We start from the raw sequence: 12,312 nt of genomic DNA, 5'->3' as shown, positions 1-12,312 counted from the left end.
CACCTGCGTGAGGATTGAGGACTCGGTTATGGCAGGCAATTCGCGCCGGCAGGGCGCGATCCGCAAGAGCGGCACCAAGAAGGGTGCCGTCGTCGGTTCCGGCGGGCAGCGGCGCAAGGCGCTCGAGGGCAAGGGCCCGACGCCGAAGGCCGAGGACCGGCCAGGGCACAAGGCCCACCGCGCGGCGAACGCGGCGAAGACCCGCGAGCAGGCCCGGCAGAAGAAGGCCGACCGGCCGGAGCTGATCGCCGGCCGCAACCCGGTGGTCGAGGCGCTGCGTGCGGACGTGCCGGGTACCGCGCTGTACGTCGCGTTGAACATCGACATCGACGACCGCGTGAACGAGGCCGTGCGGCTGGCCGGCGACAAGGGCATCTCGATCCTGGAGATCCCGCGCGAGGAGCTGGACCGCAAGACGAACCGGGCCATGCACCAGGGTCTGGGCCTGCAGGTGCCGCCGTTCGAGTACGCGCACCCGGACGATCTGATGGACACCGCCCGCAACTCCGGGAGCGCGCCGCTGTTCGTCGCGCTGGATGGCGTGACGGACCCGCGCAACCTGGGTGCCGTCATCCGCTCCGCCGCGGCGTTCGGCGCCCAGGGCGTGCTGCTGCCCGAACGCCGCAGCGCCGGGATGACCGCGGTGGCGTGGCGAACGAGCGCCGGTACCGCGGCGAAGCTGCCCATCGCTGTCGCCACCAACCTCACGCGTCAGCTGCGCGCGTGGGCCTCGGAGGGCCTGATGGTCGTGGGCCTCGACGCGGACGGCACGGTGGACATCGACGCACTCGACCTGGCCGCGGACCCGCTGGTGATCGTGCTGGGTTCCGAGGGCCGCGGGCTGTCCCGGCTGGTTCGTGAAACCTGCGACGCGACCGTTTCGATTCCGATGGCCGCCGGCGTGGAGTCGTTGAACGCCTCCGTCGCCGCCGGCGTCCTGCTGGCCGAGGTGGCCCGCCGTCGCCGCGTGGCGGGGCGGGTCTGACCTTTCAGGCCTGCGTCTCGGCCAGGTAGTCCTCGATGCTCGTCGCGGGACGGCCGAGCAGCGTCGCGAGCGCCGGATCGGCTGGTCCGAAATCGCCCCGGCGGCTCGCGACGAACATGCCGACCATCATGTCCGCTGCTTCCGGTGGCAGGCCGGCCGCGAGCATGCCGTCGCGGTACTTGTCGTCGGACACCACGACGTGCCGGATGGCGCGCCCGGTGACGTCCGAGGCGATGGCCGCGATCTGCCGGAAGTCGACCGCGGCCGGCCCGGTCAGCGGTGGCGTCAGGCCGCCGAAGCCACCGTCGAGCAGGATTCGCGCCGCGGCCTCGGCGAGGTCGTCATGCGTGGTCCAGGCGACTGGACCGTCTTCCGGAACACGCAGCTCACCCGTCTCGAGCGCGGGCTGAAGGATTCTCGACACAGTGGTCGCGTAGAAGCCGTTGCGCAGGAAGGTGACCCCCGCGTTCTGCAGGGCCTCTTCAGTCGCGGCGTGGTCGATCATCGGAGGGAAGGCGGACGTCGCGCTCGCGCCCACGTGACTGGTGTAGAGAACGCGCTTCGCGCCCGCTGCTTCGGCCGCGGCAGCCGCAGTGCGCTGCGCTTGTACGACTTCCTCTCCCACAGCGTCCATGGAGACCACCAGCACCCCCGACGCGCCTTCGAAAGCCGCTTCGAGACTCGCTGCGTCCGTGAAGTCGCCGCGACGCACGCGTACGCCGCGCTCGCTCAGCTCGGCGAGCTTCTCGGGCGCGCGAACGCTCACTGCGACCTGATCAGCCGACGTCCGGTCGAGGAGTTTCTCGACCACTGCACTTCCGAGCTGGCCACTTGCCCCGGTCACGACGATCATCTCTGCTCCTTATCAGTGGAAACGTTATTATCGTACCACCGATACTAACAGCGATCGCCGACTTCTGTTATCGTTGTTACCGTGAGTGAAGCTTCCCCACGCGAGCGCATCGTCGACGCGGCCCTGCAGTTGCTGTCGGAAGGCGGCCAAGACGCGGTGTCGACGCGCGCCGTGAGCGCCGCGGCGGGGGTGCAACCACCGACGATCTACCGGTTGTTCGGGGACAAGGACGGGTTGCTGGACGCCATCGCACTGCAGGGATTCGCCGACTACCTGAAGTCCAAGACCGAGGCCCCGCCGTCAGCCGACCCGGTGGACGACCTGCGCCGCGGCTGGGACCAGCATGTCGAGCTGGGGTTGGCGAACCCCGCGCTGTACCTGCTGATGAACACGCGCGCGGCGCGGTCACCCGCCATGCTCGCCGCCGAGGAAATCCTGGCCGACCGGGTCAACCGCGTCGCGGAAGCAGGCCGCCTGCGAGTGCCGGAAAGCCTGGCCGCGTCCCTGATCCAAGCAGCCGGCGCAGGCACCACGCTCAGCCTGATCAACGCCCCGAACCCCACCCTGTCCACAACAGCGCGCGAAGCAGTACTCGCCGCCATCACGACGGACCCCCCAACCGCCCGCACACCCGGCCCGGCATCCGCAGCCACCACCCTCCGCGCCGCCCTCCCCGAACTGAACGCACTGACGGACAACGAGAAGGCCCTGATGCGCGAATGGCTGGACCGCATCACCAGCCAAACCCGATAATTCCGGGACGGTCCGGAAGGCTCCCGGAAGCTCCGGGAGTCTCCCGGAGGCGCGGGACGCCCGATGCCTCGCTGAGTCCCCGCCACCAGCTTCCGCCGCGCGAGTGAGCACGCCGCGCGGAAGCCAGCCGCTCACCGCCGTCCTCGTACTTCGCGGGGAGCCGTCCCGGAATCTCGGTGGCCCGCGCACCGTTTCCAGGTGTCACCGACGGCACCCACGCGGGCGCCCGTCGTCACCCTCGGTGATTCGGGTGGTGATCCTCCGGGCATCGGCCCGCCGGTCCACCCACTCGGGCTAAGGTCACCTCCGGAACCGAGGGGGTCCATCACCGATGTCGTTCGTTTCGCCACTGTTCTTGTGGTACTTCCTGCCCGCGGTGCTGGTCGCGGTGCTGGTGTGCCCCCGCAGCTGGCGCAACGGCATCGTCGCGGTGGCGAGCCTGCTGTTCTACACGATCGGCGCCGGACCGTACCTGTTCCTGTTACTGCTCTGCATGACGGTGAACTTCTTCGCCGGCCCCGCGCTCGAGCCCAGCCCGTGGGACCTCCGCGGCACCCGCCGGAAGCGGATCCTGATCGGCGTCATCACGCTCGACGTGCTGGTGCTGGTGATCTGGAAGTACGCCGGATTCGCGACGCAGCAGATCGCGGCCGTCGCGCACTGGTTCGGCGGCGACCTCGGCGTGGCGAACATCGTGGTGCCGATCGGCATCTCCTTCTACACGTTCCACCACATCTCCTACGTGGTGGACATCTACCGCGGCGAGCGCCGGGCACTGCGCAACCCGGTGTCGTTCGCGGCGTACATCGCGATGTTCCCGCAGCTCGTGGCGGGCCCGATCGTGCGCTACCGGGAGATCGCCGACCAGCTGCCCCAGCACCGTTCGCACCGGCTGGACGACCTCGCCGCCGGGTTCCCGCGGTTCGCGCTGGGGCTGTGCAAGAAGTCGATCATCGCCGACTCGCTCAGCCCGATGGTCGAGGCCTGCTTCGCGACACCGTCCGAGCAGATGACGTTCGCGACCGCGTGGCTCGGCGCGATCGGCTACACCCTGCAGCTGTTCTTCGACTTCTCCGGCTATTCCGACATGGCGATCGGCCTCGGCCGCATGCTCGGCTTCCGGTTGCCGGAGAACTTCGCCCGGCCGTACTCGTCGGTGACGATCACCGAGTTCTGGCGCCGCTGGCACATGTCGCTGTCCCGCTGGTTCCGCGACTACGTGTACATCCCGCTGGGAGGTAACCGCTCCGGCGCCGCCAAGACGTACCGCAACCTGTGCATCGTCTTCGTGCTGACCGGCTTCTGGCACGGCGCGCAGTGGACGTTCCTGATCTGGGGTTGTTACCACGGCGCCCTGCTGGTGCTCGAACGCCGCTTCAACGTCGGCGGCACCCCGGCCGGCCCGGCCGCCCGCATCGCCCGCCGGGTCCTGACCCTGCTCCTCGTGGTGATCGGCTGGGTCTTCTTCCGAGCCACCGACCTGCCGCACGCGCTGGCCATGATCGGCCACATGCTGCTCCCCGACTTCGGCGGCCTTGGCGACGTCGTCGAGAGTGCACTGACGAACCAGCGCCTGGTCATCCTGATCGCGGCGCTGGCAGTCTTCGCCCTCCCGGCCCACCCGGTGACCGGCCCCCTGCTGGAATCCTCCCGCAGCCGTCAGGCCAACGCCCTGCGCATCGGCGTGATGACAGTCGGCCTGGTGTACGCGGCAATACTCGTGGCGACGGGGACGTTCAGCCCGTTCTTGTACTACCAGTTCTGAACCACGCCTCGCCGCGGCCCGTCTCTTCGGCTCGAGCCGACCTCGGAAGCCGGACAACTTGACTATTTCGAGTTCGGCCGATTCCTTGTGGACGGCTGGGTGGTCTCTACTGGTGTCGCCCAGGTGTGGACGCGGAGAGGAGCAGTGCTCGGTGGTGTTGCGCAGCGCGGAGTTTGCGGGGCTCGCGGATCCGTTCCGGCGTGAGCTGCTGGTGTTCTGCTACCGGATGGTGGGCTCGGTCGATGAGGCAGAGGACCTGGTGCAGGAGGTCTACCTGCGGGCCTGGCGGTCCTATGCGAGCTTCGAAGGGCGGTCCTCGCTGCGCACCTGGCTCTACCGGATTGCGACGAACGCGTGTCTGACCGCGCTGGAGCACCGGAGCAGGAGGCCGCTGCCGTCCGGGTTGGGGGCGCCGAGCGAAGATCCGGCGGTCCCGCTCACCCTGGCCGGGCCCGAGGCGAGCTGGTTGCAGCCTCTGCCGGACGTGGCGGGATCGGCTGACCCGGCGGCGATCGTGACAGCCCGGGACAGCCTCCGGCTGGCGTTGACCGCCGCGTTGCAACTGCTGCCGCCGCGGCAGCGGGCGGTGCTGATCCTGCGAGACGTGCTGGCCTGGCCCGCGGCGGAGGTGGCCGAGTTGCTGGGTAGTTCGACGGCCGCGGTCAAAAGCATGCTGCAACGTGCCCGGGCGCTGATCGAACGGGTGGCGCCGAGGGAGGACCAGCTGGTGCATCCCGGCGAACCTGGCGTGCGGGCAATGGTCGACCAGTACATGGCCGCGTTCGAGCATGCGGACGTGGCGGCGCTCGTGCGCCTGTTGCGCGCGGACGTGGAGCTGGAAATGCCGCCGTTCGTGACCTGGTTCAGCGGGCGGGAAGCGGTCGCCCGGTTCGCGGAGAGCCACATCCTGGGCGCACCCGGCGAGCTGCGGATGGTGGTGGTCGGTGCCAACGGGCAGCCTGCGGTCGCGGCTTACCGCAGTGGTGCCGACGGTGTGCATCGCGCGCACGCCGTGCACGTGCTCACCCCCGCCGGCGACGGGATAGCGCGCATCGTCGCGTTTCTGGGCTCGGATCTGTTCCGGCGCTTCGAACTGCCGATGGTGCACGCGGCGACCGCGGACGCGGCGGGATGAGCCAGGACGTCGCCATCGCCGGGCACCACCAGGGCGCGGTCACCGCGCGTACCTGCGCCGTCGACATCACTGTGCACGGCTGATATCAGCGCATTCCGCCGGTACTCGCTGCGAACGTCCGGGCATTCGTGCCGCTACTGGTTCCGGCGATCGGCTCGTCGCCGCGCTCAGCCACCGTCCATCCGGGTGACGTTCGCTTCCCGCCCGGCGATGATCGGTTCGGAGCCGATTCCTGAGGGCCGTGTGCCCGGTCTGCATGCCGTCAACGATCGCGTTTGCCGGAAGGAACGACATGCAGGACTCACCCAGGACGGCCGTACCCGGGCAGGAGGTGCCCCAGCCGGAATCTCCGACCTCGTCCGCCCGGCGGAGATGGACGCTGGCCCTCGCCGGGCTCGGCGCGTTCCTGTGCTCCCTCGACGTGGTCGTGGTGGCCACGGCGCTGCCCACCCTGCAATCGCGGCTGGGCGCACAGCTGTCCGAGCTCGAGTGGACGATCAACGCCTACAACCTCGCGTTCGCCTGTCTGATGCTCACCGGTTCCGCATTGGGGGACCGGTTCGGCCGCCGCACGATGTACATCATCGGGCTCGGCGTGTTCACTGCGGCCTCCGCCGCGTGCGCGCTGTCGGACAGTGCCGATCTGCTCATCGTGGCGCGCACGGTGCAAGGCGCGGGTGCGGCGGTCGTGCTGCCGCTCACGCTCACCCTGATCAGCGAGGCGTTCCCCGTGGACAAACGTGGCGTCGCGATCGGTATGTGGGGCGGGATCACCGGCCTCGGTGTGGCCGGCGGACCCGTGCTGGGCGGCGCGATCACCGAAGGCGTGTCCTGGGAGTGGATCTTCTGGATCAACGTGCCGATCGGTCTGGTCATGATACCGCTTGCGGCACTGCGGCTGCGGGAAAGCTTCGGCCACCGCCCCGATCTGGACATCCCGGGACTGGTGCTGGTCGCCGCCGGACTGTTCTGCCTGACCTGGGCTCCGGTCCGGGCGCCCTCGGCGGGTTGGAGCAGCATCGAGGTGGTTGTCGCGCTGATCGTGGGCGCGCTGTTCGTGGTGGCGTTCCTGTTGCGGGAACGGCGTGCACGGCACCCGATGCTGCCACTGGAGTACTTCCGGTTGCGCGGGTTCTCCTCCGCCAACGGCGTGATCTTCTTCCAGTTCCTGTCCCTGCTGGGCGCGCTGTTCATGATCACGCAGCTGTTCCAGATCGGGTTGGGGAACACGCCGCTGGAGGCCGGGCTGCGCCTGCTGGTCTGGACCGGGATGCCGATGATCACCGCGCCGGTGGCCGGTGCGCTCTCCGAGAAGTGGGGCAACCGGCCGTTCATGATCGGTGGACTGCTCCTGCAGGCTGCTGGGCTGGGCTGGCTGGCGGGAGTGGTCGAACCCGGCGTCGCCTACACCACCGTGGTGCCGCCACTGATCGTGGCGGGTGTCGGCATCGGCATGATCTTCGCCACCACCGCGACTGCCGCGACCGCCGCGGTTCCCGTGTACGACACTGGCGTCGCGGCGGGCACCAATACCGCACTGCGGGAAGTGGGCGGCGTGTTCGGCATCGCCATCCTGGCCGCCGTGTTCGCTCACAACGGCAGCTACGCCTCTCCCGCAGCCTTCATCGACGGTGTCAAGCCCGCGCTCTGGGTGGCTGCCGTCGTGCCACTGGTCGGACTGCTTGCCGCGTTCGCCGCGCCGTCCACATCGGCGGCCGAGGCCGAGCGTGCCACGGCCATCACTCCCCCGGACACCTTGCTGACAGGACAACCCGAATGAACGACATCACCGGCCTGACCGCCCTCGTCACCGGAGCCGGCCGCGGCTTCGGCCGAGGTATCGCCACCGCATTGTCGAAGGCGGGCGCCTCGGTGGTGGGCGTAGGCCGCGACCAGGCCCACCTCGCGGAGCTACGAACCGAACTGGGCGACACGTTCACCCCGATCGTCGCCGACGCCGCCGATGCGGTGGTGGCAGGCTCGCTCATCGACGCCTATCGCCCGCGCGTCCTGGTGCTCAACGCCGGCGCGACGCCACTACCCCGTCCGATCCATCAACACACCTGGCAGTCGTTCTCCCGCAACTGGGAGGTCGACGTCCAGCAGGTGTTCCATTGGACCCGCGAGGCGCTACTGCGTCCACTACACCCGGACAGCATCGTGCTCGCGCTCTCCAGCGGAGCGGCGCTGCGCGGCTCACCGCTCAGCGGCGGGTACGCGGGCGCCAAGGCCACCATCAGGTTCATCACAGCCTATGCCGCCAGTGAGTCCACAAAGGACGGACTGGACATCCGGTTCGTCTCACTGCTGCCCCAGCTCACTCCGGCCACCAGCCTGGGATCGGCAGGAGCGGCCGCCTACGCCCGGCGGCAAGGGGTGGACTTCAGCGAGTTTCTCCGCGGCCTCGGCCCCACGCTGATGCCCGATCAGGTCGGCGAAGCAGCGCTGAAGCTGGTCACCGGTGGCGAACACGACCAGAACGCCTACCTCCTGACCCACGCCGGTCTTACGCCACTGGACTGAACCCCGCCCTGATCCCGGTCTTGTCGCCGGGGTCAGGGCTCGTCACTCAGACCAGCGTCCGGATGGGCGCGGAGCAGTTCCGCGCGGGTCCCGACGGAGAGCATCGCCCGTATCCGGGTGATGTGGTGCTCGACGGTCTTGGTGGTGATGTGGATACGTTCGCCGATCCGCCGGTAGGTGCACCCCTTTACGATCTGGTAGCCACTTCGTGTTCGCGCGGGCTCAACGGAGTGCGACCGCGGACGGATCCGGTCGGCTGCCGACTGGCGGGACGGACGCTTCTGGCGGCATCGAGCAGAGTGGCTCGCGCCGTCTGGTCGGTGACACGGATGGCTGCTTGTTCGAGGAGACGCTCGGTTTCCCCGCGCAGGCCGCCCTCCAGCGCATGGCGGCCGCGAGCACCTCGCCGGTGCCGACGGTACCGGCGGTACCGGCGGTGCCGGCGGCGAGTGCGAGCTGGTGGCGAGCCGCGGTGGCGAGTACTTGTCGCAGCGGAACCGGCGGATCGGGCCGGTCCAGCTCGTCGGCGGCGTCTTCGTGGTCGCCGCAGAAGCGCGGCCTGCAGTCGTGTCCACCGGGGCTCTCCTGTCCACAAGGGAGAGCTCTGCCGCATCAGCGCGACGAACGCCCTCTCCCAGTGCCGCCGCCGGTAACGCAGCTTGTTGTTCTGCCTGCGGGCGAGCCCCGAGCTCCAGCGCGGCCAGGTGGAGTTCGTCGCGCGTCCGGGGCCCAGCCGATGCCGGAGCCAGACGCCATCGACGTACCGGGCCGAGCAGATGCTGAGTCCTGCAGCCTGGAAACCGGCCGGCGAAGGAAATATCCCGACAGAGACCGGAAACTGCAACGGCACTCGGGTGATGGTGGGGGATCGTCCCCACGGTGGTCGGTGTGGTGATGGATCAGCTGGACTGGGCGGGCCACCGGCCGGTTCGCGCGGTCGGAGCCGCAGATGTCCGGGCTTGTCGCGGGCCGGATGGGATGCTGACCGTGGATGACACCAACTCTCTGAAGAATGCGTGCGGTCGGCGGGTGCCCGGCGACGACGTTCCGAAACGGCCGGGCTCGAGAACTGCCGGGCTCGAGAACTGCCGGATCGGCACGTGCCTGGCTGATACCGCGCCTCGGGGCGTGCACTGATCGACCGGCACTCGATCAGCGATCCGACTGTCCGTATCCCTTCAGTTTTTCGGCGACTCGGCTCATTTCCTCTCCCGGCAACAATTGCGGACTACCCACGGCTCGCGCGGTGAGCCACAGACGGCACGCCCATTCCAATTGTTGCGCCCGGTCGTATGCGGCGCCGAGCGTTTCGCCGAACGTGACCGTGCCGTGGTTGGCCAGGAGGCACCCGCGTCGGCCGGCGACGGCGGCGAGCATCGACTCGGCGAGCTCGTCCGTGCCGTACGTGGCGTACTGGGCAACCCGCACTGTGGGCCCGATTGAAGCGAGGATGTAATGGATGGGCGGCACCTCGTCGACGAGCGTGGACACCGCGGTGGCGTGCACGGAGTGTGTGTGCACCACAGCGCTCACGAGCCCGCCTCCGGGATCGGTGGCCCGGGTGTACACCGTGAGATGCATCGGCAGCTCACTCGTCGGCTTCAACTCACCTTCGACGGCGTTTCCGTCCAGATCGACCACGGACACGTCGGCCGGGGTGAGCCCGGTGTACTCGACGCCGGTGGGGGTCACTGCCACCAGATCACCCGCGCGCACGGAGATGTTGCCGGACGTGCCGACCACCAGTCCGTCCGCGGTCAGGCGGCGGGCGTACTCGCACACCGCCGCCCGCTCGTCTTCCAGGATCATTCAGAGCCTCCACAGCCCACGCGCCGCCGACAGGGAAGCCTGATAGTCGGCATAGCCTCGCTCGTACCCGGCTACTTTCTCAGGCCTGACCTCCACCGTGCGCGAGTTCGCTGCCCAGCGGTCCCGGTCGAAGGGCGAACCGAGCGCCGCAGCGGCGGTGAGTACGGCGCCCCGCGCGCCGACACCCGGGTCGCTCGGAATCACGATCGGCCGGCCGAGCACATCGGCGAAAATCCGGAGCCACTCCGGTGAACGCACCCCGCCCCCGCATGCGTACAGCTGCCCTGACAGTCCGGCTGCCTCGAAACAGTGTCGTGCGGCGAAAGCAATCGATTCGCACAGCGCACGTACGATCTCGGCACGGCCGGTTTCGAGACTGAGCCCGGAAAACTGCGCCCGCGCCCCGGCATCGACGAATGGGGCACGCTCCCCCGATACCGAAAGGAACGGCAGCGCACGCACTCCACGGGCACCCGGCTCACTGTTCGCCAGCAGCGGATCGATCTCCTCGACGCTGATGCCCAGCAGCGCACACACCCAGTCGATACCGGCGGTGCCGACCATGGCGGGCATCGCATGCAGGTACTCGCGCTCGTCCGGGGTGCACAGGAACATTCCGGCCGGCTCGCCCTCGCGGTCGAACTTCGGGTCGTCGGTCAGCACCTGGCAGGCGAGCGTGGTACCCGCGGTGAGGATGCCGTCGCCCGGCTGCCGCACACCCGCACCGATGGCGCTCGCCGGAAGGTCGAACGGGCCCGCGGTCACCGGCAACCCCACGGGCAGGCCGAGCAGCGCGGCACCCTTGGCGTCCAACCGGAACACCGATTTCGCCGGGGCGGGCTCGGCAAGCAGACCGCGGCGATGGGTCAAACCGCAGGCTTCGATCGCGCTGTCGTCGTACCTGCGGGTGGCCGGGTCGAGGAAGGGCAGCGACGCATCGGACACGTCTACCGTGATTTCGCCGGTCAGCCGTTGCAGTACCGCATCGACGCAGTACCCCGCCACCGCTGCCCGATCGAGCACCTCCGGTTCGCTTGTGTCCAAGTAGGACAACAAGGCACCGGCGCAACCGGGGAACATGCCGGCACCGGTACGGCGGAACACCTCGGTCGTGACCCCGGCGGCCTGCCACTCGGCGAGCACCGAGTTCGCTCGGCCGTCGAGCCACGAGATCGCCCGGTGCACAGCGGCACCGGCTTCGTCCCGCAACCACAGCCCGTCGCCCTGGCCGGTGAGCGCGAGCGCGGACACGGGTTCGGGCAGCGTCGCGGCGACCTCGCGCACGACGGTCGCCACGGTCGCGACCACGTGGTCCAGGTCCTGCTCGACCCGGCCTCCTGGCAAGTGGTGCACCTCCGACGGTGTGCACGCGCTCGCGATGGAACTGCCGTCCTCGTCGAACACCACCGCCTTGGTGAGCGACGTCCCGATGTCCACTCCGACGATCACGGCCGCCGCCGGAGCACGTCAGGATTCGCGAGGTTGGCCAGCTGTTCACCGCGGGCGTAGCGGCCGGCCTCGGCCGCCACGATGGCCGCGGCACGTTCCGCGGTCTGCCGGCTCGCGCCGGCCAGATGCGGAGTCGCGATGACGTTCGGCACGTCGCGCAATGCCCAGTCCGCCGGCGGCGGCTCGACGTCGTAGACATCCAGCGCGAGCGCGCCGAGCCGACCGGAGCGAAGGGCTTCCGGCAACGGCGCGTAGTCGAGCAGGCCGCCGCGAGCGGTGTTGACCAGCACGGCTCCCTGCGGCAGCAGGTCCAGCTTGCTCTTGTCGATGAGATGCCGGGTTTCGCCGGTCAACCGGGCGTGCAGGCTGACCACCTGGCTGTGCCTCAGCAGTTCGTCGAGTTCGACCAGACGGGCACCGTCGGCCTCGACCGCGGCGCGGTCCGCATACGGGTCCGCGACCAGTACGTGCGCACCGAACGCCACGAGCACTTTCGTCACCCGCGAACCGATGGCGCCGTAGCCCACCAGCCCGACTGTGGTGCCGCCGAGCTCGAGCCCGGCCTGGTCATAGGCGTAGTAGTCACCCCGCCAGGTCCCGGAGAGCAACTCCGCCGACGACGTGGCGATCCGTCGCATCGCGGCGAGGATCATGCCGACGGCGAATTCGGCTGCCGCCCCGGCATTGCGCCCCGGCGCGTAGGTGACCGCGACCCCGGCCTCCGTCGCCGCCTCGAGGTCGACGTTCACCGGACCACCCCGGCACACCGATACGAGCTTGAGCCCTGGTGCGGCCGCGAAGACCTGTTTGGTGAACGGCGCCATCTGCGTCACCGCTATCTCGGCCCCGGCCAGAGCTTCTATCACCTGTTCCTCGGTACCGCTGGCCTCGAGCACGGTGCCGACCGGGCCGAACGGCTCCACCGGCCACGGCAGCGTCAGCTCGGCGACCTCGTGGTCGCCGCCGAGCTCCGCGCGGACGGCTCCGGCCAGCAGGCCGGGGCTGACGAAGTGGTCTCCCGCAGCGAGAATGTGCACCCT

Annotated in this window: 10 protein-coding genes; 6 read left to right on the top strand and 4 right to left on the bottom strand. The window is 69.4% G+C overall.

The genetic code is table 11. The annotated features are described in order from the left end of the window. Window positions 1-28 precede the first annotated feature (28 nt). Complete coding sequence (rlmB, locus tag BJY18_RS26365; RefSeq protein WP_184782629.1) at window positions 29-985, top strand: 23S rRNA (guanosine(2251)-2'-O)-methyltransferase RlmB; 957 nt, start codon at window positions 29-31, stop codon at window positions 983-985. A 4-nt stretch (window positions 986-989) separates the two neighbouring features. On the opposite strand, the gene BJY18_RS26360 is transcribed toward rlmB, so the two are convergent. Beyond that, window positions 990-1,838: an NmrA family NAD(P)-binding protein gene (locus BJY18_RS26360; protein ID WP_184782628.1), complete on the bottom strand. Its 849-nt coding sequence runs from the start codon at window positions 1,836-1,838 to the stop codon at window positions 990-992. 81 nt (window positions 1,839-1,919) lie between these two features. Between BJY18_RS26360 and BJY18_RS26355 the strand changes: the two genes are divergently transcribed. From BJY18_RS26355 to BJY18_RS26335, 5 genes are all read left to right on the top strand, one after another. Beyond that, the gene (locus BJY18_RS26355; RefSeq protein ID WP_312873964.1) at window positions 1,920-2,591 is read left to right on the top strand and encodes a TetR/AcrR family transcriptional regulator; all 672 of its coding nucleotides are present in this window, start codon (window positions 1,920-1,922) and stop codon (window positions 2,589-2,591) included. A gap of 331 nt (window positions 2,592-2,922) precedes the next feature. Next, entirely contained in the window at window positions 2,923-4,356 is a 1,434-nt protein-coding gene (locus tag BJY18_RS26350) for an MBOAT family O-acyltransferase (RefSeq protein WP_184782627.1), read from the top strand. A 154-nt stretch (window positions 4,357-4,510) separates the two neighbouring features. Then, a complete protein-coding gene (locus BJY18_RS26345; RefSeq protein ID WP_184784850.1) occupies window positions 4,511-5,491 on the top strand; it encodes a sigma-70 family RNA polymerase sigma factor in 981 nt (326 codons plus the stop codon). A gap of 292 nt (window positions 5,492-5,783) precedes the next feature. Beyond that, a complete protein-coding gene (locus tag BJY18_RS26340; protein WP_184782626.1) occupies window positions 5,784-7,271 on the top strand; it encodes an MFS transporter in 1,488 nt (495 codons plus the stop codon). Continuing rightward, complete coding sequence (locus tag BJY18_RS26335; RefSeq protein WP_184782625.1) at window positions 7,268-8,014, top strand: SDR family NAD(P)-dependent oxidoreductase; 747 nt, start codon at window positions 7,268-7,270, stop codon at window positions 8,012-8,014. The genes BJY18_RS26340 and BJY18_RS26335 overlap by 4 nt, the downstream gene beginning before the upstream one ends. A 1,152-nt stretch (window positions 8,015-9,166) precedes the next feature. Here the strand turns inward: BJY18_RS26335 and BJY18_RS26330 are convergent. The 3 genes from BJY18_RS26330 to BJY18_RS26320 are packed head-to-tail and all read right to left on the bottom strand — an operon-like array spanning window position 9,167 to window position 12,309. Then, entirely contained in the window at window positions 9,167-9,823 is a 657-nt protein-coding gene (locus tag BJY18_RS26330) for a class II aldolase/adducin family protein (protein ID WP_184782624.1), read from the bottom strand. Next, complete coding sequence (locus BJY18_RS26325) at window positions 9,824-11,272, bottom strand: FGGY-family carbohydrate kinase (RefSeq protein ID WP_184782623.1); 1,449 nt, start codon at window positions 11,270-11,272, stop codon at window positions 9,824-9,826. It lies immediately after the preceding gene. Next, window positions 11,269-12,309, bottom strand: coding sequence for a 2-hydroxyacid dehydrogenase (locus tag BJY18_RS26320; RefSeq protein WP_184782622.1), 1,041 nt, complete (start codon window positions 12,307-12,309; stop codon window positions 11,269-11,271). Before BJY18_RS26320 ends, BJY18_RS26325 begins: the two co-directional genes overlap by 4 nt. Window positions 12,310-12,312: the final 3 nt, after the last annotated feature.

The organism is Amycolatopsis jiangsuensis (genome assembly GCF_014204865.1).
Lineage (GTDB): Bacteria > Actinomycetota > Actinomycetes > Mycobacteriales > Pseudonocardiaceae > Amycolatopsis > Amycolatopsis jiangsuensis.
The sequence above is the reverse complement of the archived record's forward strand: the minus strand, read 5'-3'. Positions and strand labels throughout refer to the sequence as shown.